Origin of the sequence: Tunturibacter gelidoferens (assembly GCF_040358255.1) — a bacterium.
GTDB classification, from domain to species: domain Bacteria; phylum Acidobacteriota; class Terriglobia; order Terriglobales; family Acidobacteriaceae; genus Edaphobacter; species Edaphobacter gelidiferens.
Genome location: NZ_CP132938.1, coordinates 3,105,897 through 3,132,135, shown reverse-complemented (window position 1 = coordinate 3,132,135; position 26,239 = coordinate 3,105,897). Strand labels below are relative to the sequence as shown.

The 26,239-nt window shown below is 56.8% G+C and carries 25 protein-coding genes; 16 read left to right on the top strand and 9 right to left on the bottom strand.

What is annotated here, in order from left to right; translation table 11 throughout:
• Nucleotides 1-819: 819 nt before the first annotated feature.
• From RBB81_RS13925 to RBB81_RS13915, 3 genes are read left to right on the top strand one after another with little or no spacing between them, the layout of a single operon-like run.
• Nucleotides 820-1,353: an inorganic diphosphatase gene (locus RBB81_RS13925; protein ID WP_353071053.1), complete on the top strand. Its 534-nt coding sequence runs from the start codon at nt 820-822 to the stop codon at nt 1,351-1,353.
• Between the two features lie 17 nt (nt 1,354-1,370).
• Nucleotides 1,371-1,718, top strand: a complete 348-nt coding sequence (locus tag RBB81_RS13920) for a DUF3147 family protein (RefSeq protein WP_353071052.1) — start codon at nt 1,371-1,373, stop codon at nt 1,716-1,718.
• 10 nt (nt 1,719-1,728) lie between these two features.
• On the top strand, nt 1,729-2,184 hold the full coding sequence (locus RBB81_RS13915) for a DUF3147 family protein (protein WP_353071051.1): 456 nt from the start codon (nt 1,729-1,731) through the stop codon (nt 2,182-2,184).
• 211 nt (nt 2,185-2,395) lie between these two features.
• Here the strand turns inward: RBB81_RS13915 and RBB81_RS13910 are convergent, their stop codons facing one another.
• On the bottom strand, nt 2,396-3,211 hold the full coding sequence (locus RBB81_RS13910; RefSeq protein WP_179582622.1) for a dolichyl-phosphate beta-glucosyltransferase: 816 nt from the start codon (nt 3,209-3,211) through the stop codon (nt 2,396-2,398).
• Nucleotides 3,212-3,408: 197 nt separating this feature from the next.
• On the opposite strand from RBB81_RS13910, the gene sppA reads away from it, so the two are divergent.
• Both sppA and RBB81_RS13900 read left to right on the top strand, forming a co-directional pair.
• Nucleotides 3,409-4,422, top strand: a complete 1,014-nt coding sequence (sppA, locus tag RBB81_RS13905) for a signal peptide peptidase SppA (RefSeq protein WP_179583626.1) — start codon at nt 3,409-3,411, stop codon at nt 4,420-4,422.
• A gap of 251 nt (nt 4,423-4,673) precedes the next feature.
• Nucleotides 4,674-5,033 carry an HU family DNA-binding protein gene (locus tag RBB81_RS13900; protein WP_179582621.1) on the top strand — a complete coding sequence of 120 codons (360 nt, stop codon included), beginning with the start codon at nt 4,674-4,676 and terminating at the stop codon, nt 5,031-5,033.
• Nucleotides 5,034-5,107: 74 nt separating this feature from the next.
• Here the strand turns inward: RBB81_RS13900 and RBB81_RS13895 are convergent, their stop codons facing one another.
• Complete coding sequence (locus tag RBB81_RS13895; RefSeq protein WP_353071050.1) at nt 5,108-6,499, bottom strand: dicarboxylate/amino acid:cation symporter; 1,392 nt, start codon at nt 6,497-6,499, stop codon at nt 5,108-5,110.
• 78 nt (nt 6,500-6,577) lie between these two features.
• Between RBB81_RS13895 and RBB81_RS13890 the strand changes: the two genes are divergently transcribed.
• Entirely contained in the window at nt 6,578-7,150 is a 573-nt protein-coding gene (locus RBB81_RS13890; protein ID WP_353071049.1) for a YybH family protein, read from the top strand.
• A gap of 66 nt (nt 7,151-7,216) precedes the next feature.
• Nucleotides 7,217-9,613, top strand: a complete 2,397-nt coding sequence (locus RBB81_RS13885) for a PAS domain S-box protein (RefSeq protein WP_353071048.1) — start codon at nt 7,217-7,219, stop codon at nt 9,611-9,613.
• Between the two features lie 7 nt (nt 9,614-9,620).
• Here the strand turns inward: RBB81_RS13885 and acs are convergent, their stop codons facing one another.
• Nucleotides 9,621-11,576, bottom strand: coding sequence for an acetate--CoA ligase (gene acs, locus RBB81_RS13880; RefSeq protein WP_353071047.1), 1,956 nt, complete (start codon nt 11,574-11,576; stop codon nt 9,621-9,623).
• A gap of 206 nt (nt 11,577-11,782) precedes the next feature.
• Here acs and RBB81_RS13875 point away from each other — a divergent pair, with 206 nt between their 5' ends.
• Both RBB81_RS13875 and RBB81_RS13870 read left to right on the top strand, forming a co-directional pair.
• Nucleotides 11,783-13,159 carry an L-lactate MFS transporter gene (locus RBB81_RS13875; protein ID WP_353071046.1) on the top strand — a complete coding sequence of 459 codons (1,377 nt, stop codon included), beginning with the start codon at nt 11,783-11,785 and terminating at the stop codon, nt 13,157-13,159.
• Nucleotides 13,160-13,213: 54 nt separating this feature from the next.
• Entirely contained in the window at nt 13,214-13,372 is a 159-nt protein-coding gene (locus RBB81_RS13870; protein WP_353071045.1) for an MFS transporter small subunit, read from the top strand.
• A gap of 79 nt (nt 13,373-13,451) precedes the next feature.
• On the opposite strand, the gene RBB81_RS13865 is transcribed toward RBB81_RS13870, so the two are convergent.
• Nucleotides 13,452-14,627 carry an amidohydrolase gene (locus RBB81_RS13865; RefSeq protein WP_353071044.1) on the bottom strand — a complete coding sequence of 392 codons (1,176 nt, stop codon included), beginning with the start codon at nt 14,625-14,627 and terminating at the stop codon, nt 13,452-13,454.
• Nucleotides 14,628-14,863: 236 nt separating this feature from the next.
• Here RBB81_RS13865 and RBB81_RS13860 point away from each other — a divergent pair, with 236 nt between their 5' ends.
• Entirely contained in the window at nt 14,864-15,049 is a 186-nt protein-coding gene (locus RBB81_RS13860) for a hypothetical protein (RefSeq protein WP_353071043.1), read from the top strand.
• Nucleotide 15,050: 1 nt separating this feature from the next.
• Here the strand turns inward: RBB81_RS13860 and RBB81_RS13855 are convergent, their stop codons facing one another.
• Both RBB81_RS13855 and galE read right to left on the bottom strand, forming a co-directional pair.
• Nucleotides 15,051-15,638: a DUF421 domain-containing protein gene (locus RBB81_RS13855; RefSeq protein ID WP_179582605.1), complete on the bottom strand. Its 588-nt coding sequence runs from the start codon at nt 15,636-15,638 to the stop codon at nt 15,051-15,053.
• An 81-nt stretch (nt 15,639-15,719) separates the two neighbouring features.
• Nucleotides 15,720-16,691, bottom strand: coding sequence for a UDP-glucose 4-epimerase GalE (gene galE, locus RBB81_RS13850; RefSeq protein WP_353071042.1), 972 nt, complete (start codon nt 16,689-16,691; stop codon nt 15,720-15,722).
• Between the two features lie 375 nt (nt 16,692-17,066).
• On the opposite strand from galE, the gene RBB81_RS13845 reads away from it, so the two are divergent.
• From RBB81_RS13845 to RBB81_RS13830, 4 genes are all read left to right on the top strand, one after another.
• Nucleotides 17,067-18,164, top strand: coding sequence for an energy transducer TonB (locus RBB81_RS13845; RefSeq protein ID WP_353071041.1), 1,098 nt, complete (start codon nt 17,067-17,069; stop codon nt 18,162-18,164).
• A gap of 90 nt (nt 18,165-18,254) precedes the next feature.
• Entirely contained in the window at nt 18,255-20,126 is a 1,872-nt protein-coding gene (locus RBB81_RS13840; RefSeq protein ID WP_183788691.1) for a hypothetical protein, read from the top strand.
• A 115-nt stretch (nt 20,127-20,241) separates the two neighbouring features.
• Entirely contained in the window at nt 20,242-20,784 is a 543-nt protein-coding gene (locus RBB81_RS13835) for an outer membrane beta-barrel protein (protein WP_183788693.1), read from the top strand.
• 102 nt (nt 20,785-20,886) lie between these two features.
• Nucleotides 20,887-21,414, top strand: coding sequence for an outer membrane beta-barrel protein (locus tag RBB81_RS13830; protein WP_179582595.1), 528 nt, complete (start codon nt 20,887-20,889; stop codon nt 21,412-21,414).
• An 84-nt stretch (nt 21,415-21,498) separates the two neighbouring features.
• Here RBB81_RS13830 and RBB81_RS13825 read toward each other — a convergent pair whose 3' ends face one another.
• From RBB81_RS13825 to RBB81_RS13815, 3 genes are all read right to left on the bottom strand, one after another.
• Entirely contained in the window at nt 21,499-22,104 is a 606-nt protein-coding gene (locus tag RBB81_RS13825) for an acyloxyacyl hydrolase (protein ID WP_179583624.1), read from the bottom strand.
• A 196-nt stretch (nt 22,105-22,300) separates the two neighbouring features.
• On the bottom strand, nt 22,301-22,768 hold the full coding sequence (locus RBB81_RS13820; protein WP_183788697.1) for a Spy/CpxP family protein refolding chaperone: 468 nt from the start codon (nt 22,766-22,768) through the stop codon (nt 22,301-22,303).
• A gap of 116 nt (nt 22,769-22,884) precedes the next feature.
• A complete protein-coding gene (locus tag RBB81_RS13815) occupies nt 22,885-23,808 on the bottom strand; it encodes a LysR family transcriptional regulator (RefSeq protein WP_179582591.1) in 924 nt (307 codons plus the stop codon).
• Between the two features lie 120 nt (nt 23,809-23,928).
• Between RBB81_RS13815 and RBB81_RS13810 the strand changes: the two genes are divergently transcribed.
• Complete coding sequence (locus RBB81_RS13810; RefSeq protein WP_353071040.1) at nt 23,929-25,104, top strand: 2-isopropylmalate synthase; 1,176 nt, start codon at nt 23,929-23,931, stop codon at nt 25,102-25,104.
• A 24-nt stretch (nt 25,105-25,128) separates the two neighbouring features.
• Nucleotides 25,129-26,238, top strand: a complete 1,110-nt coding sequence (leuB, locus tag RBB81_RS13805) for a 3-isopropylmalate dehydrogenase (protein WP_353071039.1) — start codon at nt 25,129-25,131, stop codon at nt 26,236-26,238.
• The last annotated feature ends 1 nt before the right edge of the window (nt 26,239 follow it).

Sequence of the window (26,239 nt, the reverse complement as noted above, 5' to 3'; positions counted from 1 at the left end):
TCTGATCGGAAACACTCTTAGAACGCCACGAAATTCTGCCACACAGCCGAATACCTCACGTTGATGGCGGCGAGCATTCACCGGGAACCTTCGTGTTTATCAGATGCTTTTTGTCTTCTTATGCGACGCGGCGCTTCACTCGTTGTCTCAAACCCAAAGCTGGGCTTGTTCGCCCGGATGGTCGTAGCAACGTAAGACGGTGAGAAGTGTGCATAGTGTTTCTCAGCTATGCGAGTTCCAGAATGGCCTAGTTGATTGGCGATCAGTTGGATCGAGGTTCCGTTCAAGGCAAGTAACTGGGGCTGTAGGGGCTTCTTCATGCATGATTTATCGGCTCGGTTCAGATTCTCAAGTCCCCAACGTCCTAAAGCAAACCCATATTCCTATTCCGCACACCGGGGATAAACCCTCAGCACCTATTGAGGCATTCTGAATTCAAAATAGCGGATCCGAAACAGGATGGAAGACGAAGGCATCTAGCGAGACCACACGAGTGAAGCGATCTTCCAGGACGCCGTTGTCGCTGAAGTCGATGCTGTTGGAGCTTCAGTATGTAGCTCGACCCGGTTTTTGGCACGGGGCATGCGGTCCGGCAGCTTGCCGGGCGGGCGAAAGAACGCACTTTACCCTCTTGAGAATCTGAACGGGCAGATTTCAATCAAATCTGAATGCCCTTCGTACTCAAATTTCAGAATATGCAACTTTAACCAGTCGTTTCCTCTCACATCAATGTCGCACCATTAGACGAAGAGGACGGGCTCCATAATCTCTCTTTGGTTGCGATGTGGTCGTTCGGTTTAGAGAAGAGTGAGGGAGAAAATGAGATCGCTTGTCGATCCAACAAAGTTGAAACCCGTAAGCAAACAGGACGGGATGCTTCAGGTGATCGTCGAAACGCCTAAAGGTAGCCGGAATAAGTTTGCATTTGATCCCGAGCAGGGGATCTTTGCCCTGAAAAAGGTGTTGCCTGCGGGAATGGTATTTCCCTATGATTTCGGCTTTTTGCCTCGAACGATTGCGGACGACGGAGATCCGATCGACGTCCTCCTGTTGATGGACGAACCCGCTTTTACCGGCTGTGCTGTGCACGCGATTTTGATTGGCGTGATCGAAGGCGAGCAGTTAGATGGCAAGAAGAAGGTGCGGAATGACAGATTGCTTGCGGTGGCTGAGGCCAACCATAGCTACGCGAACATTCGAAAGCTGTCGGACCTGCCCAAGCAGTTTCTGGATGAGTTAGAAGATTTCTTTGTCAACTATCACAAACTTGAGGGCAAGAAATACAAGCTCCTGGGTTGTAAGGATGCCAAAAAAGCCCGCAGTCTGATCGAAAAAGCTCGCAAAGCAGTTTGAAATTGTAGGGGCGATGAATGAGTGAATTTGTTATGAGATTTCTCATCGGCGGTGCTGTTGTCAGCTTGTTCGCGGCCATTGGCGACGTGCTGCGCCCAAAAAGCTTCGCCGGACTGTTTGGGGCTGCCCCGTCAATCGCTCTCGCCACAGTTGGTCTCACTACCTCCAAACAGGGTTCGCAATACGCAGCAGCTGAAGCTCACTCAATGATCTTTGGAGCGATCGCATTCTTCATCTATGCGATCTCTGTTTCGAGAGTATTGGCGCGATACAAGACAGCCGCACTCCCGACCACAATCATTCTGATGTCAGTGTGGTTTGCAGTATCGATTGGACTATGGCGATGGTGGGGAAGGTTTTCCTAAGATGATCAGAATGGATTTTTCCTCTTTGCGAGAGACTCAGCCCCACGAATACATCATAAGATTTCTGTTCGGCGGCGTGTGTACGGTCTCGGCTGGACTCATTGCGAAGCGTTATGGGCCGGGAATAGGTGGGCTTTTTCTCGCCTTTCCAGCCATCTTTCCTGCCAGCGCTAGCCTGATCGAGAACCACGAAAAGAAACGCAAGGCCGAACATGGTTTCAATGGAACGATTCGAGGTAGGCTTGCCGCAAGTATCGACGCCTCCGGCGCATCGCTCGGATGCATCGGCCTCGCAATGTTCGCTCTGACTCTGCGGATGGCCCTCCCCGGCCATGTTGCGCTTCACACCCTCGTAGCTGCCAGTGTTGTCTGGATTACCATCTCAAGTCTTTTGTGGAGTATTAGCCGACATCGGATCTTTCATAAGCGAAAGAAACTGACGGATCAGCGGCGCCAGGATGTTTGATATCTGCGCCGGCCTACTCACGGAATAGGAAAATCGAGGGAGAAATGGACAAAGGAAACGGGTCGGGGTGTGAAACAAGTACCGAATGAACAGTATTGATGAGCGCTCAGAATAAAAGACCAGCCAAATGGATAGTCTAGGCCGAGGTTGGCCCTCGGTCGGTTCAGAATCGCATGGCAATCTAACGTATGAAAGAAGGACTCACAAGCGGTTAGCGGACTTCAGCGCTGGCCGCCTTGACGACCTGCTCTACCTGTGGGGTCACCATTGCACTCGTATCCTTTATAGCCGCGATGGCCTTGTCATACCGGCCGGCCATGAAATTACCGCGAATGCGTGCCATGTCTTCGAGCATTTTAATGCCGTCTCTCAGGTAGCTCATACGGCTGCGTTCGTCATGGCCCCAGGTGACCGGGACCTCGCGGACGACATACTTCAGCTTGCGAGCGATGAACAGGATCTCGGGGTCGAAGCCCCAACGTTCGATGGTTTGCAGGCGAAAGATGACCTGGGCAGCGGAGCGTTTGAACGCCTTGAAACCGCACTGAGTGTCTTTGAAAGGCAAGCCCATAACGGTTCGGGTGACCCAGTTGAAACAGCGACCGAAGAACTGCCGGTAGAGCGGCTGGTGGATTGTCTGACGGGTGCGGTCCATCCATCGGGAGCCGATTGCCACATCCGCCCCATCGTTCAGTGCGGCGATAAGGCGTTCCGCCTCTTCCATGGGAGCCGAGAGGTCAGCATCCGTAAACATGACGATGTCGCCTGCGGCTTGCAAAAGGCCGTTGCGCACGGAGTAGCCTTTGCCGCGATTACCCGGGTTCTTGACGAGGTGAAGTCGCGGATGTTGCATCATCCAACGCTGTACGATCGCAGCGGTGTCGTCGATCGAACCGTCGTCGACGACCAGAACCTCCGCATCCCAGCCCTGTTCCGCGACACACGACAGCACCTTATCCAGAGCATGCTCGATACGAGCGCTCTCGTTGTATGCCGGGATTACGATGCTCAACTGTGGATGTGCCATAGCGATCGACAGACTTTCTTTCTTCTACTGATTACTGAGAGATACACGGACGGTGTCGCGATTTATCATACTGCAATGTTTGACGCATGAACCGCCCTGATTGGCTCTATTTTTCACTTTGTCTACATTTCTTTTCGCGGCCCGTGCTCGAGCCTCGACTATGCACCGCGATCAGCGGTCCTGCTAAACTCCACAGCATGCCGGAAGACTTTTCAACACCTCCACCGCCTCCACCACCGCCATCGTTTCCCTACACTCAAACTCCGCCTTACCCTTATCCGCAACGTCAAGGCTTCCCGCCCCCGCGCCAACGCTCGGCATGGTTCTACATCGGGATCATCGCCGGCTCCTTGGCCGCGGTGTTTCTCCTTGTAACGCTCATGGTCTGGTTCACGGCGCGTTCGGTCACCGGAAATTCGGCAGGCTTGGGATTAGCTTCGGACAGCATTGCCGTGATCGACATCTCCGGTGCGATCCTGTCTCCTGAAATCATCGACAGTCAGCTGCGCAAGTTTGGGGATGACTCGTCGGTAAAGGCGATTCTTCTTCATATCAACTCGCCGGGCGGTGGCGCGGCTGCCTCGCAGGAGATTTACCATGAGGTCCTGCGGGTGCGGCAGGAGAGTCATAAGAAGGTCGTCGCCTCAATTGAGTCGGTGGGCGCTTCAGGGGCCTATTACATCGCCACCGCCTGCGACAGGATCTACGCGAACGATGCCTCCGTTGTCGGATCAATTGGGGTAATCATGGAGTGGACAAACTACGGTGACCTGCTGCGATGGGCCAAGTTGAAGAATGTGGTCATCCATGCCGGAGAGTTGAAGGACGCCGGCGATCCGAGCCGCGATCTGACGCCTAAGGAAGAGGCTTACTTTCAGTCGCTGGTGGATAACATGTATACGCAGTTTGTGCACGATGTCGCGACGGGTCGCCATACCTCTGATGACAAGATCAAACCGCTCGCGACCGGCCAGGTTTGGACAGGACAGCAGTCCCTTCCCCTGGGCCTCATCGATAAGGTCGGCGGCTACCGTGTAGCCCTGATGGAGACGGCCAAGGAGGCCGGAATCTCCGGGGAACCAAATGTGGTGCGACCCGCAAAAAATAAACGAGGGCTGTTTGCACTGCTTACCGACGACGGCGAAGACCTGTTCCCGAACCCGAGCCAGATGCTGAACCATGCTCCGGGTTTCTACTTCATGTGGAAGTAAGGTACGGTCCTTCAGTATTTACCTTGCCAAACCACTGCCAAAACACGACCAGGGCCCCGAAAAAATGGGGCTCTTTTTGTTGATCCTTTGACCTTTCGGACAGATTTTGCATCTTATGGGGCAATGCCCAATGTGTTCATTCTTTTGACTTCTTGCACAACCTTTTAGCCTCCATCCCGTCTACAATCAACAACAACGGATTGCTTTCACCCGGCCCTATCGCCCTCCCCCCAGTACGAAAGGAACCCACTATGACTAAAGCCGACCTTGTTGATAAAGTGACCGCTCTTGGAGACCTGACCCGCCGTGACGGGGAAGTTATCGTCGATACCCTCTTCGACGCTGTCATCGGAGCTTTGAAAACCGGTGACAAGATCGAGATTCGCGGATTCGGAAGTTTCCGGACCCGACAACGTAATGCCCGAACCGGCCGAAACCCGAAGACTGGGGCCAAGGTCGATGTTCCGGCTAAGCGAGTTCCCTTCTTCAAGCCATCGAAGGAGCTGCGTGACTCGGTGAACCCAAATGGGGCGGCGAAGTCCAGACCCACAGCCTCCAAAAAGGCAGTCGACAAGGAACACATCGATCCACATCATCCGCCAGCGATGTAATCGTGGCAGAACTGCAATCTGTACGAGTAGCAGGTGCTCCGGCATCTGCTATGTTGCTTTGAAATCAGGATGTGTCACTCAGCCATACCCTCCAAAACTACTGGCGAAATCGGCTCAGCGCCAAACTCCCCCTCCCACTTGGCGACCACGACACTGGCAAGGCAGTTACCAACAACATTGACGGTCGTGCGCGCCATGTCAGCCAACGCGTCGATGCCGAGAATAACGAAGATTGGCTCGGTGGGAAGGCGGAAGGTTGCCGCAGTCGCGAGCAGAACGACCAACATTGCGCGCGGAACGCCAGCAACTCCTTTGCTGGTCAGCATAAGAGTCACCATCATCAGAAGTTGCTGGCCAAGCGACAGATGAACTCCAGCTGCCTGCGCTACAAAGATGCTGGCAACCGCAAGATACAACGTGGAACCGTCCAGGTTGAAACTGTAGCCCGCTGGAATGACGAACGCGACAATCCGGCGCGGAACCCCCAGTGCCTCCATCGCCTCCATAGCTCGCGGAAGGGCCGCCTCACTGGTGGAGGTAGCAAAGGCAATCGTTGCAGGCTCTGCAACAGCCGCGAGGAATCGACGCACGGGGACACGGAAGAGGAGTGCCGCCGGTAGCAAAACAAGAAGGCCGAAGCCTACTAACGCGCCATACAGCGTCAGGAGAAGTTTGCCTAAATTCACCAATACTCCAAGGCCCATCTGACCGACCGTGAAGGCCATCGCAGCGCCTACACCAATGGGGGCCAAGTACATGACAACGTTGGTGAACTTGAACATCACTTCGCTGAAACTCTCGAACAGGCGTAAAACCGGAGTCCGTTTTTTCTCCTCCAGGCTGGCCAGCGCGATCCCGAAAAAGACCGCGAAGACGGCGACCTGAAGGATCTGGCCTTCAGCTACGGACTTAGCGATATTCTCCGGGAAGATGTGAAGCAGAAAATCCTGCCAGTGAGTGGGGGGGGGCGAGGCTATCGTCTCGCTGGAGGTAGCCGGGGGCAGAGAGAGGCCAACTCCGGCACGACTGAGGTTGATTGCCGCGAGGCCAATGACAAGCGCCAGAGTGGTGACGACTTCGAAGTAGATCAGGCTCTTGATCCCCATCCGTCCGACGCTCTTGAGGTCGCCATGGCCAGCGATGCCGGTCACCAGCGTCGCGAGAATCAGCGGCGCGACGATGGTCTTGATGAGGCGCAAAAAGATATCGCTGAAGACGCGAAGGCTCGTCGCCAGCATTGGCGCATCGAATCCCAGCTCCGCCCCCGCAACCATCGCAACAAAGATCCACGGCGTCAGGGAGCGGCGCCGCAGCGCAAAGAGGCCCAGGAGAACAATCGCGACACACCGCAAAGCAACTCCGGCATGGTGCACTTCGGGTCCATGGATCAAGCCCAGCGAGACTCCGACAGAGAGTAAAATCGCCGCCGTAAGCAACAGAATGTGCTGAAAGTTCGTCTTTAACATCAGGTGCGAAGAATATCAGTCTTCAACAGAAAGCCAATGCTCTATAGATCATCTTCGAGCGCTGATAGCATACTCTCTATGCATCGCGTAACCCTCAACAGCATCTTGTTTTGCGCTATCGCTTCCTCTCCACTGATCGCACAGACCGGACCCGGGATCGTTGCCGCATCTGGCTACGACGCTTTTGCACAGACCCCCGGAATCATCTCTAATCCGCTCTCTCAGCCGACACTAACGCCAGGAGCCCTGGTTCTGCTGGAGTTGGAGGGCCGCTTTTCGCAGGCGGTTGCCGAAGGCGGAGGCAAGGCCTTTGGCAGCTGGTTCGCAGAGGACGGAGTTACTCTCAACAACGGTAAGCCCGCGATTCTTGGTCGCACCGCTATCGCGGCACAGGCTCAGTGGGACCCAAAGACTTATCAGCTTAGCTGGACTCCGCAGGGTGCCCAGATGGGCCCTTCGAACGACATGGGATTTACCTGGGGTCACTATGAGGGTCGTAGTAAAGATAAAAATGGCGAGCCCGTGGTGATCTCGGGCCGCTACTTCACCGTATGGAAGAAGTTACCCAACGGCACGTGGAAGGTAGCCTTGGACGCGAGTGCGGATGAGCCGCCCGCAACAGGGGAGTGTTGCACTCTTCCAAAGCCGTAAACCATTGCTGCAACAAAAGTAGGAGTGCGCAACCATTTGCACATAACCTACGATTGAACTGTTGAAATGAACGCTCTCCTGGTCAAAGACGAAGCGCTGCGAATCGAGGCCCTCAACCAATACGAGGTACTCAACTCTGCGCCCGATCCCATCCTGGATGACCTGACAAACCTGGCTGCCCAAATATGTGACACGCCTGTCGCAGCTATCTCGTTGATCGGTTCGGATCGCATCTGGCTGCGCTCGCGCTTTGGCATCGACTCGCCTGACGTCGCGCTTGGTAGCCTGCCTTGCGAAACCACGATCCTGGGCGACACCGTCTACGAGATCTCCGACGCACGCAGCGATCCCGAATACGCTCCGGATGGCATTCTGCTCGAAGGCCGTCTCTACCGATTTTATGCGGGCGCTCCTCTGACAACACCCGGCGGTGTGACCATCGGCGCATTGCTCGTCCTGGATCGCCATCCCCGCACACTAACCCCAGCTCAATCCTCCGCGCTCAGCGTCCTGAGCCGCCAGGTCATCACCCGGCTGGAACTCAACGGTCGCATCCGACAGATGGACCGCGCAGCGCGCTCACGCCAACGCGTCGAGTCCGCTCTCACCGTGGAACGGAACTTTGTCTCGGCGGTCCTCGACACCGTCGGAGCGCTGGTCGCCGTGTTCGATCCGGCCGGCCGCATCGTCCGTTTCAACCGCGCCTGCGAAAACGCATCAGGTTACGACTTCCCTACCCTGGTCGGCCGCTATGCGTGGGACAAGCTTATTCCGCGGCAGGAGATTCCCGAAGCCATCGAGACCTTCGAGCGTCTGCGCTCCGGTCACTTCCCTGCTGCTTACGAGAATCAATGGCTCAACCGTGACGGCAGCATACGCCGCATCGCGTGGTCGGCGACTGCACTGACCGATACGCAGGGACAGGTCGCGTTCATCATCGCAACCGGCATCGATGTAACCACCCAGCGCGCTGCTGAAGCCACATTGCGCGAGAGTGAAGCCCGCTACCGCCAACTCATCGAAGGTTCGCTGGGTATGGTCTGCACCCACGACCTCCGCGGCACTCTGCTGTCGATCAACACCCACGGCGCGGAGACCTTGGGGCGTACCGTCGAGGAGATGACCGGTCACAATCTCGACGAGTTCATCGTGCCGGAGAAAAAAGCTGCGATGCCTGCCTACCTGAAAAAAATAGGCGAGACGGGCGAAGCACAGGGCCTTCTCCACCTCTCCCACAGCGACGGAGACATGCGTGTGGTCGCTTACCGGAACAAGCTCATCGTCGTGCCCGGGCGTGCACCGTACGTTCTCGGCTTCGGTGTCGACATCAGCGAACAGGTTCGCGCAGAAGGCAGGCTTCGCACTCTTACGCGGCAATCAGATTCCATCCTTGAGTCGGTCGGCGACGGCATCTACGGCATCGATCTCGAAGGCAAGGTAACGGTCGTAAACTCCGCCGCGGCTCAGATGCTCGGCTATAAGCAGGAGGAGATGCTGGGCCGAAACATGCATCAACTGATCCACCACACACGCGTCGACGGCACACCCTACGCCTCTGCCGACTCACCGATCCGCAAGAGCCTTACCAACTTCGCCACCGTCCGCATCTCGAACGAAATCTTCTGGCGCAAAGATGGCAGCTGCTTCCCAGTGGAGTATGTCGCAAGACCGCAGGTCGACTCGCAGTCCTCCGATTCGAACGGCCTCAAGGCACTCGGAGTAGTCGTTGCGTTCACCGACACGACGGAGCGCCGCGCCCTCGACCGCATGAAAGATGAGTTCATCTCCACAGTCTCCCACGAGCTTCGCACGCCGCTTACCTCGCTGCGTGGGGCGCTTGGGCTGCTCGCCGGAGGCGCGCTTACCAACCGCCCGGAGAAGACCCAGCAGATGCTCGAGATCGCCATCAGCAACTCAGATCGGCTGGTGCGGCTGGTAAACGATATTCTCGATCTGGAGCGCATCAGCAGCGGCAAAACAGAGCTGCATTCGACGATGTGCAGCGCCGAAGATCTGCTACGGCGAGCCGCCAGCGTTCAACAAACGCGCTCTCCCCGCCCCAACATCCGCATCTTCTTCGCCGCTCATGGTGTCAACGTCTGGGCCGATCCCGACCGTATTCTGCAGACGCTGAACAATCTGATCTCGAACGCAATCAAGTTCTCCCCGGAGGGCAGCGAAATTCACCTAACAGCGCGCAATCTCGACGAGAATGAAGCACTGATCGAGGTTCGCGATCAGGGCCGGGGCATTCCTGCCGATAAGCTCGAACACATCTTCGACCGCTTTCAGCAGGGGGATGCCTCGGACTCCCGCGCAATGGGCGGCACGGGGCTCGGCCTCGCAATCTGTCGCAGCATCATCAATCAGCACGGCGGACGAATCTGGGCTACCAGCGCGCCCGACCAGGGTACGATCTTCCACTTCACGCTACCCACCAAACCCAGCACCAACCTGCGTTAGAAGCGCGTCACTCATCGCCCTCGCGCAGCTTCGCGATCACGGTGAAGTCTTCAAGCGTAGTGGTATCGCCCTTCACCTCGCCTGTAGTCGCGAGTTCGCGTAACAGCCGCCGCATAATCTTTCCGCTGCGTGTCTTCGGAAGCGCTTGAGTAAAGGTAAGATCGTCCGGCCGTGCGAGTGCGCCGATCTCCTTCGCGACCCATTGTCGCAACTCCTGCCGAAGCTCTTCACTGGGCTCGTGGCCACCTTCAAGCGTCACAAATACGGCAATCGCCTGCCCCTTCATCTCATGGGGCCTACCGACCGCAGCCGCCTCTGCAACCTTCGGATGGGCGACGAGCGCCGACTCTACCTCCATCGTCCCGAGCCGGTGACCACTGACGTTGATGACATCATCGACGCGGCCCATCAGCCAGAAGTAGCCGTCTGCATCGCGGCGCGCGCCGTCGCCGGTGAAATAGCTGCCGGGAACCTCGCTCCAGTAAGCCGCCTCGTAGCGGGCCTGGTCGCCATAGATCGTTCGAGCCATGGAAGGCCAGGGCTTGCGTATAACTAGAAGTCCCCCGTGGCCATCGGGAACAGGATTGCCTTCTTTTGTAACCACTTCGGGAACAATTCCAAAAAAAGGTCTCGTAGCGGAGCCCGGTTTGGTTGCCACAGCGCCAGGGACTGGCGCAATCATGATGGCACCCGTTTCAGTCTGCCAATACGTGTCAACGATGGGGCAGCGCTCCTTGCCGATCATGCGGTGATACCACATCCACGACTCGGGGTTGATAGGCTCGCCGACCGTGCCCAGCAGCCGCAGAGAGGCGAGAGAGTGCTTCTCGACCCACTCGTTCCCCCATTTCGTGAAGGCCCGGATCGCTGTTGGGGCAGTGTAGAAGACGGTGACCTTGTGGCTATCGATGATCTTCCAGAAGCGATCGCACTCCGGCCAGTTGGGCGCCCCCTCATACATCAATACGGTTGCACCGTTCTGCAGTGGACCATAGACCACATAGCTGTGGCCCGTGACCCAGCCAATGTCGGCGGTGCACCAGTACACATCCTCATCGCGGAGATCGAAGATGTATTTGCTGGTCAGATAAGTCTGCACTGCGTAGCCGCCGGTAGTGTGTAGCAGCCCTTTCGGCTTGCCAGTGGTTCCAGAGGTATAGAGAAGATACAGCGGATCCTCGGCATCCATCCATTCCGCAGGGCATTCCGCCGAAGCTTTCCCCATCTCCTCGTGCCACCACAGATCGCGACCGGACCGCATCTTTACCGGGGAGCCCGAGCGCCGGAAGACGACAACATGCTTGACTGTGGAACACTTCTCCAGCGCCTCGTCAACAATCGCTTTCAACTGCACCTCGGCACCGCGACGATAGCTCGTGTCCTGCGTGATGATGGCGACACAGCTGGAGTCGTTCACACGATCCGAAATAGCGTGGGCCGCAAAGCCGCCGAATATCACCGAATGCACCGCACCAATTCGCGCGCAGGCGAGCAGCGCAATCGCCAGTTCGGGGGCCATCCCCATGTAGATCGCAACCCGGTCGCCCCGCCTGATACCCAGCAACTTCAGCACATTTGCGAAACGCTGCACCTGCTCATGCAGTTCCCCGAAGGTCACCTTGCGAACCTCGCCTGGCTCACCCTCCCAAAGCAGAGCCACTTTATCCTTGCGGGCTCCCAGCGCGTGACGATCGACACAGTTGTGCGAGAGGTTCAGCTTGCCCCCGACAAACCACTTTGCGTGCGCCGCTTCGCCGTCCATCACCTTTGTCCAGGGGGAGAACCATTCGAGCTCATGAGCGGCTTCGGCCCAAAACTCCTCCGGATGGTCCACGCTTTGCTTGTACATCGTCTCGTACTGCTCAAGACTCTTCACCTGAGCCTTCGCTGCAAACTCCGACGGGGGAGGAAATACACGATTCTCTCGCAGACTTGAATCCAGATTCGTACTCTCTTCGGACATCTCCAGCACAACCCTCCGTGATTTCATCTCGCAAGGTGAAGGTACCCTATACAACTCAACCCGAGCAACCCGCCGTTACATTTAGGTGACACCTGCGCCGTCGGAATCATGTATGGTAATTGGCGCATCTAGATATTCAATGAACGATCAGCTTACCGCTGTCCTCTGTTCGACGATGTACGACCTATCAACTCCTGAGGTTCTCAATGGCCCTGGCTTTTCTCGACCGTGACCGCTCTATAGCCCCCGCAGGATATAGCCGCTGGCTGGTACCGCCCGCAGCCCTTGCAATCCATCTCTCCATCGGGCAGGTTTACTCCTTCTCCGTCTTCAAAAATCCCCTCTTGGCCCTGCACGCGGCTGATGGCTCCGCCTGGAACCTCAAGGAAGTCGGCTATATCTTCTCGATCGCGATCGCGTTCCTGGGCATCTCGGCCGCTCTCTTCGGAGCGTGGCTTGAGAAGGCAGGTCCCCGTCGCGCGATGTTCTACGCTGCAATCTGCTTCGGCGCAGGCTTCGTCATTGCCTCTTTTGGAGCCAGCACGCACCAACTCGCTCTGATCTATCTGGGATACGGAGTCGTCGGTGGCATAGGCCTTGGACTGGGGTATATCTCTCCCGTATCCACCCTCATCAAATGGTTTCCCGACCGTCCGGGCCTGGCCACTGGCCTCGCCATCATGGGCTTTGGTGGGGGCGCGATGATCGGGGGGCCCCTCGCCAACAACTTAATGGCGCACTTCAAAGCCGCGGGACAGCCCTCAATCCCCTACACCATGTTCACAATGGGCGTCCTCTACTTTGTCTTCATGATGTTCGGCGTCTTCACGATACGCGTCCCGCCAACAGACTGGAAGCCTGACGGCTGGGTGCCCGCGGTCAAGCACTCCGCGCTGATCTCGAGTCACAACGTCGCCGTCACCGAGGCATGGAAGACGCCACAGTTCTGGCTTCTCTGGGTCATGCTCTTCGTCAACGTAACCGCAGGCATCGGCATCCTGGAACAGGCAGCGCCCATGATTCAGGATCTCTTCAAAGGTCAGATCAGCCCCGCGGCCGCCGTCGGTTTCGTAGGAATTCTTAGCATCTTCAACATGGCCGGTCGATTTCTCTGGGCTTCGGTCTCGGACTTCATCGGGCGCAAAGGAACCTACTTCACCTTCTTCGTACTCGGCGCAATTCTCTATTTCTTCCTTCCCTTCTCGCGACAAGACAAGATCGACTCCATTCCGCTCTTTGTCGCTATCGCCGCGCTGGTCATCTCCATGTACGGCGGGGGCTTCGCTACCATTCCCGCTTACCTGAAGGATCTCTTCGGCGGCTTCAACGTCTCAGCTATCCACGGCCGTCTGCTTACCGCATGGTCGGCTGCCGGAATTATCGGCCCGCTCATCGTCAACGGCATCCTCGACCACTACGTCGAAAACCACATGAACAAACAGGAAGCCTACCCGCTCATCCTGCACATCATGTGCGGCCTGCTGGTTGTTGGCTTTCTGGCAAACCTGATGGTGCGCCCGGTTGCTGAAAAGTATTGGCTCAAAGACCAGAACGTCGCGGTCCCAGAAGGTGCTGCTCACTAACCCCATCCGGCGGAGTACCTAGCATCCGCCCCAATTCCACACCCAGGAGTTCTCATGGCAGATTCCACCAATATCAAAAAATCCTCGCCCCTGCTCATCGCGGCCGCGTGGATTGTCGTTATCATTCCGACAGCATGGGGCTTGGATTACACCGTCAAAAACGCCCTGAAGATCTTTGCGACCACGCCTGCGCCTACGGTTCCAGCAAAGTAGCGAGAGCATCACCAAACCATCTCTCAGCAGATTAAGTCACATGACTGACGCCGAGACCCACTCAACCGGCGTCAGTCTTTTATTGCAGCAGCGCGACCGCAGCGTCAGTCATCGCTGTCACACCAGTTCGGAGGGTCGGCTCAGGCAACGGAGCAAAGAAGGCAGAGTGAGGTGAAGGCAGTGCCACACCAGTGCGTTCGCTCTCGGCCACCTTCGCCGAATCATAGGCGCCGAGCCAGAAGATGACCGCTGGAATCTTGTGATCGAGGCTGAATATCCCGAAGTCCTCGCTGCCCATAATTGGCTTTCTCTCGATCACGTTTTCGGCACCAAGCTTCGCAACAAATATCTTCTGGAGTCGTGCCGCAAGCGCCGTATCGTTCACCGTAGCCGGAGTCGACTCGCCCTCAAGCACCGTTACGATTGGCGTCCTGTCGTCAGGTACCCCGCCTGCGATGGCGATCCCCTTGGCTGTGCGTCGGACACCCTCGATGATCGTCTGCCGTACAGCCTCGCTGTAGCAGCGGGTCGTCAGCTCCAACTTCACTTCGTCTGGAATGATGTTGCGCTTTGTGCCACCGTGAATGTCCCCTACGGTCACCACTGCCGGCTGATCGGGAGGGATCGACCGACTTACGATCGTCTGTGCCGCCACAACAAACTCGCTCGCCATTACGATCGGATCTTTGCCTGCTTCAGGAGCCGCACCGTGGCTTCCGACACCGCGCATCACCACATCGATCGAGGTAGAACTGGCCAGGGCCGGTCCCGACACAACTGAGACCTTGCCTGCCGCAAAGTTCGCATCATGGAGTGCAATCGCCAGATCCGGCTGACCGAAGCGCTCATACAGATGATCGGCCAACATCGCCTTTGCCCCATCGATGGTCTCTTCACTCGGCTGTCCGATCAGCATCAGCCTCCCGTGCCATTGACTCTTCAGAGCAGCCATGTTCCGCGCTACGCCGATCATCGTGGTGATATGAATGTCGTGGCCGCAGGCATGCATGACACCGACATCCTGTCCTGCAGGATTCTTCGATCGAACCGAGCTTGCGTAAGGCAGCGATGTCTTCTCCGTCACAGGGAGAGCATCAAGATCCGTCCTGACCAGCAGTGTAGGACCTGCGCCATTCTTGAGAATCGCGACCACACCATACGCCTGCGAACCGTCAGGATACTTTCCTACGCGCTCTGTGACGGTGTAGCCCACCTTGCGCAGCTCGCTTGCCAGCAAGGCTGGTCGCCGCCTCATGATGAGACAGTTCAGGTGCAGCGTGAATACTTTTGTAGGTCATCAAAAGATCCGGGAGTTGCTTCTCGACCATCGCCGGGACTTCCTGCGCGTTTGAGGTCGCTGCCGTACCAACTGCCGCCGCAGTGATCCCGTATGCTGCTATTCGCCGCCATCTCTGCATCACACTCTCCCAGGTTGTCGATCGTTTGTTTGTACTGAACTGTAAATGCTGGCCGCTGTAGACTCCAGTTATCGTGAATTTTTACTGGCCATCGTTGATCGGCTTCTTTCTTGGCTTCGCTTTCGGGGTGGGTTGTGCGCTGGCGGTGATGTACTCGATTTACCTGGGAGGATACCGGGCCGCCGTACGCGACTCCCAACTTCCAGTCCCACCGGAACGCTACACAAAAGCGCTTGAAAAGAACTCAGCAAACTACTAACTCAAATCGGCAACGCCCCCCGCGCCGCAAGTTCGGTACGCATCTGCTTTACCTCGACATGCAGCTCCTCGATCGCCTTTCTCAACTCCGCCCGCTGCGCGTCGTCACTCATCGACTTAATCCCTTCGAGATAGAAGTTTCCGTTCGGTTCAAGGACGCACTTCTCTACCTCGCTGAAGTCGTTGAATCCCTGCTTGTGAAGCACGGATCGCAGTTCAAGCTCAGTCAGCGCTTCACGTTTCGCCTCGTCCCAATCGACTACCCCGTGACGAATCAAGACCGACGCGGAACCCTCGAAGGCTTTGTTCAGCCTTGGCATGTTGAACAGTAGTCTCGACAACAGCCAATTGATAGTCAGCAGCGAAAACGCGCCGATCACGCCACCGGACACCGAGTTGTCATCGCCAATCATCGCGTTCTGCACGGTGTTTGAGAGACTAAGCAGCACCACTAGATCGAACGGGTTCAGCTGCGCCAGCTCCCGCTTGCCGAATAATCGCAGAAACCCAATAAGAAAAAGGTAGACAATGACTGGTCGGAGAATCTTCTCCAGCAGCGGCAGATGCATATGAAACATGCTCTCGATCAAGATGCTCTCCTTCTAACCCCCTGCAACATCAGAGACAGAACGGAGGCGTGCCACGCCCACGCCCTCCAATTCCAAACATTGTTACGCATATCGTTTCTGATGCCACCCCCAGGCGCTGGCCATAATTTGATCAAGCTCCGCGAACCTCGGTACCCACCCCAACTCGGCTTTGATCTTCGCGGAACCTGCCACAAGGACCGCAGGATCGCCAGGCCGACGATCACACTCCTCGACAGCAATGGGCCTTCCCGTAACGCGACGGGCCGACTCGATGACTTCAAGAACGCTGAATCCCTGTCCATTGCCAATGTTGTAGATCAGCCGGCTCTTCGCGTCGCTGAGCGCTTGAAGAGCCAGAAGGTGGGCCTCGGCGAGATCACGTACATGGATGTAATCCCGGATGCAGGTTCCATCCTGGGTGGGGTAATCACGGCCAAAGATTTTAATATTCGCCCGCCTCCCTAGCGCCACATCGAGAATCAGCGGAATGAGGTGCGACTCCGGTTCATGTGCCTCCCCGTACCCTTCAATGGCTCCAGCGACGTTGAAGTAGCGCAGACTCGCATACTTGAACCCATGGATGAGGTTCATCCACCGAAGCATATGTTCTACAAGCAACTTACTCTCCCCATACGGGTTGGTTGGCTGCAATCTGGCGTCCTCGAGAATCGGTGTCTTCTCCGGCTCCCCGTAGCACGCGGCAGTTGAACTGAAGACCAACCGATCATGCCCAGTAGCCAGCATCGCCTCCAGGAGGGTCAAGGTTGCTGCCGTGTTGTTTCTGAAATAAATCTCCGGGCGTTTCATGCTTTCGCCCGCTTCGATCAGCGCAGCGAAGTTCATCACACCATCGAAACGGCCTTCGCGAAGGGTTTTTTCGATCAAAGGCCGATCCGCTATATCACCCTCGATAAACGTGGTGTTTTCAGCGACTGCCGAACGCTTGCTGTGGCAAAGGTTATCGAACACCGTGATGGCATGGCCTTGAGCCAGCAGAATCCGCGCCACCGTGCCGCCGATATAGCCCGCTCCGCCCGTTATCAGAATCCTCATGAATTGTCTCCCCGTACCCTTCTTGGATACCACAAAAGTGCCAGTGTCAATCACTTACGCTTACGGCACTATACTTGCAGTAAGAGAAGAGCAGAGCCCCGGCCCTGAAAAAAAAGACACCTCTCCAAAGCACGGCGCCTGCTACAACCTTTTTCTTTGTCGTTTGCGTCTCTTAAGTCGGGCCGACGCAGCGTTCCAACCTCCCCTTGGTGATATTGAAATTTTGCATTGAGTCAAAGACCACAGGTTCGAATCACCCTATGGCGCTCCGGCATAGCACCTCGGAGTTATTCCTCCTTCGCATCGGTTCTGTTTCCATGACAGTACTGGTGTAACTCTCCCGCCCTCGACACGAGGCACTTCAAGGACTTTTTTATGGCAAAGCCGCTTCGCAGTGATGATCCCACACCGCAGAATATGCAGTTCGCACACTTCGGCGTCCTGAACGACGGCAACCAGAGCAAGTCCTCGCTCTTCACTTCCATTGCTCTCAACGTCATCCTCGCGCTGTGCGCTATCATCATCGGCGCCGCCGCGAAGAAGACGATCGACACGCGTCACAAGCTCACCGAGTTGACCGAGCCGATTCCGATGAAGAAGCCCGATGAGCCGCCACCGATCAAGATCAAGCCGCCAAAACTTCCTCCCACTCCCGTGGTAAAGGTTGAGCCGCCAAAAATTAAACTGCCTGATGTAAAGTTGCCGGATGTTCCGAAGCCACCTGAAATCAAGATGGCGCAACCGATGCCAGTCGTTCTTCCGGCACCTCCCAAGCTGGTTCAACCTCCGCCGGCTCCCAAGGTCGTCAGCCTCGCCCAGGCCCAGCCCGCTGCGTTGATCAACAACTCTCCCCACCCAACTGCCGTTGCACTGGGTTCGCAGACCAATCCCATAGCACCATCGAATCGTCCTTCAACAACTTCTATCAACCTTGGCAACAAGGGAATGTCCGGCATGCCAGCTTCGAATAATGGCATGGGAGCACAATCAACCGTTGTCAATCTTGGTTCAGGTTCAGCCGGCAGTCAGAACATGCACGGCAGAGATAACGCATCAGCTGGCGTCGTTGGCGTCAAGCTTGGAGTCACTGGTGGCACTGGACCGATGAATGCTCCAGGCCGCTCGGCCGGCGTCGTCAACCTCGGCCAAAACACTCCTCCACCGATGCCGAAGCCCGGCGGCCCAGCGGCTCCCACAGCTAAGTCTGCACCCAAGGTTCTCTTCAAACCCAAGCCAGAGTACACCGCTGAGGCGCGCAACCTTCATATCGAAGGTGTCGTCTCAGTTCGGCTCCGCGTCTCTTCTTCTGGTGCTGTCCAGGTTCTGGGCGTCACCAGCGATCTTGGCCACGGTCTTGGCGACTCTGCCATCCATGCCGTACAGGCCACCCGCTTTCAACCCGCCACCGATGCATCGGGTCACCCGATCGATTGGGAAGGTGTTGTCAATGTAGCTTTCCAGCTCGCTGGATAAGAAACAATTTTGTTCCGTTGTCGCAGCACTGAAATAGCATCTAGTCCATACTCAGGATGACCCCAGGGGTCACCGTAGGAGCCGTAAATCATGATTCTCGGGAAACAGTCTACCGCCGGTCTGCTGCTGGCACTTCTAGTCGCAACCACTCTCCCCGCTGGAGCAGGCATCCTACATCCTGGCAAGAAGAAGAAGATGGATGAGGACCTCTCCACAACGCGCAAGCCTACTGCTGCGCAGAATGCGCTGATCGATAAGGCGATTGCCCGTGAAAAGGTCATCGTCAAGACGGTCAAAGAGCGGGCTCCTCTCGTGGAGACCTACATCCAGACGATGAAACCTGATCCCCTTCTGGGCCAGGTTCCCGAGTCTGATGAGCACTTCCTCAGCCGCGTCGACTTCAAGAGCGTCATCGGCGACAACTCTTATGCAGTGAACAAAGAGACCTCAAAGGGCACCAGCAACGACGGGAAGCTTGGCTTCTTCAAGCACTCCGTCTCTTTCGTCGGTGGCCTCGGCAACAGCCTGCACCTGAACTTCCACGAGTCCGGCTTTGTACAGATGCTGCTGATGGACTCCAACAGCTTCGATCGTCAGCACTACACGTTCGGCTACGTCCGCAACGACTTCCTCGGCAACACGCCCACGGCGGTCTTTGACGTGACGCCGATTGAAGGCAAGAAATCGTTTGGTCGCTTCTTTGGCCGCATCTGGATCGAGGCGCGAAGCGGAAACGTTGTTCGCTTCAACGGCGACTTCGCAGGAACGCAGGAGGATCAGAAGGAGTTCTATCACTTTGACAGCTGGCGGACCAACGTCCAGCCCGATCTCTGGCTCCCGACCTCCTTCTACGTTGAAGAGAGCGATCCGAAGAGCGTCTCCCGCACTCTCAAGTTCAAAGCGATTAACCACATCTGGGGCTATGTGCTGAAGGTCCCGCCACCAGAGAGCGAAAACACCTCAATGGACGTCGTCGGAGCAACCGACGTTAGCAACGATGCACAGGACGTCAGCCCTCTCGGAGCCCAGCGTGCTTGGGTCCAGCAGGCAGAGGACAACATCGTCGAGCGTCTCTTTCAGGCAGGCTTGCTCGATGCACCGAGCGAGTTCGACAAAACTCTTGAAGCGCTCGCTGGCAACATTCTGGCGTACAACAACATCACACTCTCAAGACCGATACGCTGCCGCACCTTGCTGACCGAACCGCTGGAATCTCTCGCAATCGGCAATACCATCGTTATCTCGAAGAGCTTACTGGATACCACTGGCGTTGTCACGCAGGATGGCGCACAGCAGATGGGCAACCTCAACGCGATTCTGGCTTTCCAGATTGCACACATCATTCTTGCTCACCGTCTCGACACCAAGTACGCCTTCAACGATCGTCTGCTCTTTCCTTCTACAACGGTCTTCAACCGCATCCCCATGCACCACACCGACGCCGACAACGCGGCAGCAGCGAAAAAAGCTATGGAATTGCTCAACGCGAAAGAGTTGGAAGGCGGACAGCAGTACTTCAGCCTTTACCTCCAGCAACTGCAGCAGCGAGTTAAAAATTTGAAGGCACTCAACGAGCCGATGATTGGCGACGGTCTCGTCAAGAGCGACACAGATCCAACATTCTGGATGCAGGCCATCACCACAAAGGGTCCCAAACTGGACATGAAGGACCTGAAGCAGCAAGCAGCCATGCCGCTAGCCAGCTTCCTTCGCTTCGACCCGTGGACCGATCAGGTATTCGTTCTGCACTCGGCCTTCGAGCCTCTACTCACAGCAGCCGACAAGATGCCCTTTGAGGTTGAACCGGTTTATTTGAAACTTAGCTACTACAAGGCACCCGCAGAACCTGCAGCCGCTCCAGCCGCCCAACCGGCGACCGCCGCGCCTGCCGACAACACAGCAGCACCAGCCGCCGCAGCACCGGCTGCCACTCCCCCACCGACCAACGCACAACAAAACTAAACCCTGAGAGCGTGGATGGATCTGGGTCGTTGAGACCATCCACGCTTTTACTGTCTCGGGCACTCCCTTGACACAACCTATGCATCAAAATATTTTTTGACAAGGAGGCACACTGTTGAAGCGGCATATTCTTATCGGCTGTTTCGTCTGCGTCCTTAGTCTGACTTATCGGTCGCATGCGCAAGCTGTCCCGACCGCCTCTCGCTCCGGTGCTATCCAGATCGGTGCCGGAGTAACCTTCATTAGCCCCGACTATACGCAGCACTATATGAAGGGTATCTCCATCTACGGCAACTACGATATTGGCCAGCACCTCGGAGTCGAGGGCGACTTCCACTACTCCGTCATCACGCCGGCCGACCTAAGCGAAAACTCTTATCTTGTAGGGCCACGTTATAAATGGCATTACAAGCGCTTTGAACCATACGCCAAGGTGCTGTTAGGTATTGGCCGCTTCGGGTTTCAGTCCGGTAGCTTCCCAGTGCCGACATCCTACACTTACTTCCAATTTGCGCCTGGCGGCGGCCTGGATATACGCGCAACACGACACATCAACGTCAGGGCCTTCGACGTTGAGTTTCAGAAGTGGCCAGGCTTCGCACCGAATGGCCTTTCCCCTATCGCCTACACAATAGGTGTTGCTTATACCTTGCGTTAATCAAAGAGTCCGTCCCATGATGAAGATGTTGCTTCACCGCAATGTCCTGTCGTTGCGCTGTCAAGCCTGCGATGAGGAATATTCTGTTCGACAGGAGTGCACGTGCTGACAAAGGTTGTTGTTTTTCTGGGCCTGCTGGGGGCCGCATCCACACTAAGCGCGCAGGCCACTCCTACGGCGACTCGCGCAGGGGATCTCAAGATCGGCGGCGGCTTCTCCACAGCTGACTCCGACTACGGAAATAGATTTAATGGTGGCGCAGCATACTTCGACTTCGACTTTCTCCCCCACATCGGAATAACGGGGGAGTTTCATTTCGTCAAGGATCAGAACGATCTCTATGAGAAGACATACGAGGTAGGCGGACGCTATTTTCGCGAATATCACCGGTTCGTTCCCTACGGCAAGATCCTCTATGGACGCGGCGTTTTCAACTTCCCTGTCAACCCCGATGGATTTCGGGCGAACCTCGCCTATAACCTTATAGCGGCTGGTATTGGTACCGATTACAAAGTGAAACCTTACCTCTACGTTCGCGCCGACTGGGAATACCAGGAATGGTTTGGCTTCCAGGGATCCAGTCTTACCCCCAACATCCTTACGGTGGGCGCAGCCTATCACTTCCGGTAGAAGCTCGTTAATTCAACGCTGGTCATCCAAAACTTGAAACGCCCCGGCCAACGCCGGGGCGTTTCAAGTTAAAGCTGCCAATCGTTAGAAGTGATATGCAATGCCGATCGAAGGAGTCGAGATGATCTCATAACGATTGGTATTGAAGATATTGCCTGGAAGGCTAAAAGTCGGAGTCTTTACCAGGAATGCCCTGTACTCCGCGCGGATGTCGAAGCTCGGGCTCAGCTCATAGGCCACACCGCCGCCAAAGAGCGCTCCGATGTTCGTATTCCGCTTTGCGTCAAGGTTCGTCGATCCCGCATCCTTGAAGGGCGAGAAGAACATTACACCCGGACCGGCTTCAAGGAACGGATTAAAGTTTTTGAAGTTCAGGTTGAACACATAGGCAGCGCTGACCTCCTGCTGGAGCGTATGTATTCCGCCGTTAGCCTTCCCGAAGACCTGATAATACTGCGTGTTTTGTTGATATCCGTAGTTAACTTCGAGTCCGCTCCGAGGCGTCAACAAATAGCGGTAGCTGGCAACCAGTCCCATAGTCGTGCTTGTGTTTTTCTGCACGCTGTTTCCGGTAATCTGTGGGGCAAACGCAGCGCTGGCGCTTACGCTCACGTCCTGCCGGCTCTCCTGCGCATAACCGGCTGCCGCAGATAACATCAGCGCGCCAAACAACAACATCGTTTTCTTCATTCTTCGCTGGATCCCTTCGAATTCGCCCATAACTTCCTACGCTGTCCCGCAGGCAACGCGTTTCAAAAGTTATAGGACGCCGTAATCACTGTTTTTCATTGTAACCGCACCGCTGCCCGAAGGAGTACTTACCGACGCAAGAAGGCCGGAGGATGTGATTCTCTCCGGCCCGAGTTACTTCTATGTGGACAACGCGTTACTGTGGTGGCGGAGGCGGCGCTGCTCCCTGTTGACCCTCATGACTCTCTCTACGCTCTCTCATCTGGGCCTGCAAAGCGTCGTACTTCGTCTTCTGATCGTCGGTCAAAACGGCGCGTATCTTGTCCTGCGCTGCTTTGTGGATGTCCATCATCTTCGCCCGCTTGTCAGCCTGAGGAGTAGTCGTGTCCTGATGCAAAGCCATCATCTGAGTTCGTGAATCGTCATCAATCGCCTTCACCTGGGTCACTTGGTCTGGCGTCAGATTAAGCTTCTTAGTCAGGAATTCAATCTGATGCTCCTCCCTTTGACCAGGATTCCGGTGGCCGCCGTTAGGCGGGCCTGCCTGATCCTGCGTTGGCGGCGGAGAAGGGTCTTGTGCCATCGCGGGAAGTGCACTCAACGCCGTGGTGCATAGTGCCAGAAGAACTGCTTGCAATAATGGTTTGCGAAATAATGTCGTCATCGGATTCTCACTCTCATACTGCATTTTCCGGAAGAGTTTCTCCGGTGGTCAATCTACCGGTACAGACGCTCTTTTTGCGCAAAGGTTCCGGTGTCTCGCAAATTTCGTTGCCTCATTTACATTCCCCGTTCGGCCTGAAAACAGTACGGGTCGCCATTTGCCGCCGCATAGGCCTCCACCACTTTGAGAAAGGCCAGCGCCGCATGCGACAGACTGGCCTGCCTCCGATAAACCAGTCTCAGCTTGCGCTCTATCTGCAACTCCGGCACTTGAACCCGCACTAGCGCTCCGCTCTCAAGCTCGGTACGCACCGTCAGTCCCGGCACCAGAGCCACACCGTTTCCCATCTCGACAAATCGTTTGATCGCCTCCAACGATGGCAACTCCACCCCCATCTGAAGCGGAGTCTTGTGGCGCTTGAATGCCTGAATAACCTTCTGCCGCTGGGGCGAAGGAATGTTATGTGCGATAAAGTTTTGCCCTCCCAGCTGCCGGATCGATACCTTCCCTGCCCCAGCCAATGGATGTCGTGGATTCACCACAAAGGCCAGTTCATCCCGGTACACGACCATTGATTTCACCTGAGTATCGTCAGGACGAAACGACAGCACCCCCAGTTCCACCGAGTGCATCAGCACCTCGTCCGAAATCCGGCTCGCCAGGGTGCGCTGCACCGCCAGCTTGATCCGAGGATTCTGCCGTCGAAACTCGTCAAGCAATGGCAGCAGATAGAGGCATGTGTACTCGTTCGCCGCAAGGTTCAGCCTGCCACGGTGAAGCTCCCGAAGCTCGGTCAACGCCCCCGCCGCTTCATTCCGCAGATTCAGTAACTTAGCGGCATATTCCCGCAAAACCTCCCCTGCATCGGTCAGTGTCCCATCTCTCGAAGAGCGCTCAAACAGAACCTCTCCCAGTTCCCCCTCCAGCTTGGCAATTGCCTGACTCACCGCTGGCTGAGTACGATGGAGCCGTGCTGCTGCTCGCGAAAAGCTACGCTCTTCTGCCACCGCCAGAAATGTCTCCATCTGGACTAAGTCCAAGCCTTACCTCCGTGCGGCAGAGATTTCCAGATCGAATGCCGCAATTAGATTTTCTGATATACCTTCAAGTCATCATAAGCATGCATTATGATAACGTCCAGATCGAAAGTGCCAAATCCTATGTCCTCGCATAACCAAATCGTCTTCTTCGACACCACCCTTCGCGACGGCGAACAGTCTCCCGGTTGCACCATGCACCACGACGAAAAGTTGCGCATGGCCCATCAGCTGGCAAACCTTGGCGTCGACGTCCTCGAGGCCGGTTTTGCTATCGCCAGCCAGGGCGACTCCGACTCGATCCGCATGATCGCCCGCGAGGTTCGCGGCCCGCGCATCGCCTCACTCGCTCGTTGCAAACGCGAGGACATCGAAGCCGCCGCCCGGTCCATCGAGCCTGCCGAGAAGGCTCGCATCCACACCTTCCTGGCCTCCTCCGACCTTCACCTCGAAGCCAAGCTGAAGATCACTCGCGCCGAGGCACTCCATCAAGCCGCCGAGTCCGTCCGTCTCGCCCGCACCTTCGCCGACGACGTCGAGTTCTCCGCCGAAGATGCCACGCGCACCGACCCCGATTTTCTCGTCGAAATCGTTACAGTAGCGGTCCAGGCCGGAGCCACGACCATCAATATTCCCGACACCGTTGGCTACACCACGCCCGACGAGTACGCCGCCACCTTCCGCATGCTTATCGCAAAGGTCCCAGGCATCGACGACGTCATTCTCTCCACCCACTGCCACAACGACCTCGGCATGGCCGTCGCCAACACCCTGGCGGGCATACACGCAGGAGCCCGTCAGGCCGAGTGCACCATCAACGGCATTGGAGAGCGCGCCGGCAACGCCGCACTCGAGGAGATCGCCGCAGCCCTCATGGTTCGCCGCGACAAGCTGCCCTACACCAACAACATCAAACTCAATCAGCTCTACCCCACCAGCCAGATGCTCGCCGAATTCATCAGCTTCGGCTGCTCGCCCAACAAGGCCGTCGTCGGCGCCAACGCCTTCGCACACGAGTCCGGCATTCATCAGCACGGCATGATGGCCAACCCGCTCACCTACGAGATCATGACGCCCGAGTCGGTCGGCGTGTCCTCAACGAACATGGTGCTCGGCAAACACAGCGGCCGCCGCCTGCTCGAGCAACGCCTCGTCGAGCTCGGCCACAAACTCACACGGCCCCAGCTCGATGACGTCTACCATCGCTTCACCGAGCTCGCCGACCGCAAAAAATCCATCTACGACCAGGACCTCCTCGGCCTTCTGCAGCCGGACAAGTCCACCGTTACCACGCACTAGATTAACGCCAAAGGAAAGACGGTCATGCGCCTCAAAATTGCAGTTCTCGCCGGCGACGGCATCGGCCCTGAAGTCACCCATCAGGCCACAAATATTCTTCGCGCTGTAGCCGAGCTGGGCGGCCACGAATTCACCTTCGTCGAAGGCCTCATAGGTGGCATAGCAATCACAGAGACCGGTTCGCCGCTACCAACAGCCACCCTCGACGCCGCGCTGGAGTGTGATGCCGTCCTCCTCGGTGCCGTCGGCGACAACAAGTTCAACGCGCTCCCTCCCGACAAGCGCCCTGAGGCCGGACTCCTCCAGATCCGTCAGGCTCTCGGAGGCTTCGCAAATTTGCGCCCCTCCATCGCCTACGCCGCGCTCAGCGAGAGCTCCCCGTTGCGCCCCGAGGTCACCAAAGATGTCGACATCCTCTTCGTGCGCGAGCTCCTCGGCGGACTCTACTTCGGCGCCCCACGCTGGTGGGATCGCGAGAGCAACGAGGCCATCAACACCATGCGCTACACTCGCGACGAAGTCGTGCGTGTAGCCCGCGTCGCGTTCGAACTCGCCGGCAATCGCCGCCAGAAGGTCACCTCCGTCGACAAGGCAAACGTCCTCGAGGTCTCGCAGCTGTGGCGCGCCACCGTCACCGAAGTCGCAAAAGACTACCCCTCCGTCACCTTGGAGCACCAGCTCGTCGACTCCATGGCGATGCACATCATGAACATCCCCCGAAACTTCGACGTCGTATTGACCGAAAATCTCTTCGGAGATATCTTGTCCGACGAAGCCGGAGTCATCACCGGTTCGCTCGGCATGCTGCCGTCGGCGACCATCGGCGGCGCGGTCAATCTCTACGAGCCCGTTCACGGCAGCGCTCCCGACATCGCGGGCACGGGCAAAGCCAATCCGCTCGGCGCAATCCTTACCGCCGCAATGGTCCTCCGTCACTCCGCCAACCTCGAGCAGGACGCCCGCGCCGTCGAAGCCGCGGTCAACAAAGTGCTCGACGCCGGCTATCGCACCGCCGACATCGCCCGCGGACAGCAGCCCGGGCAAACTCCAGTCAGCACGCAGGAGATGGGTAAGCTCGTTCACCAGGCTCTGGCTGAGTCCATCGACCGCCGCCAGGCCATGCACGCCGTCTAAA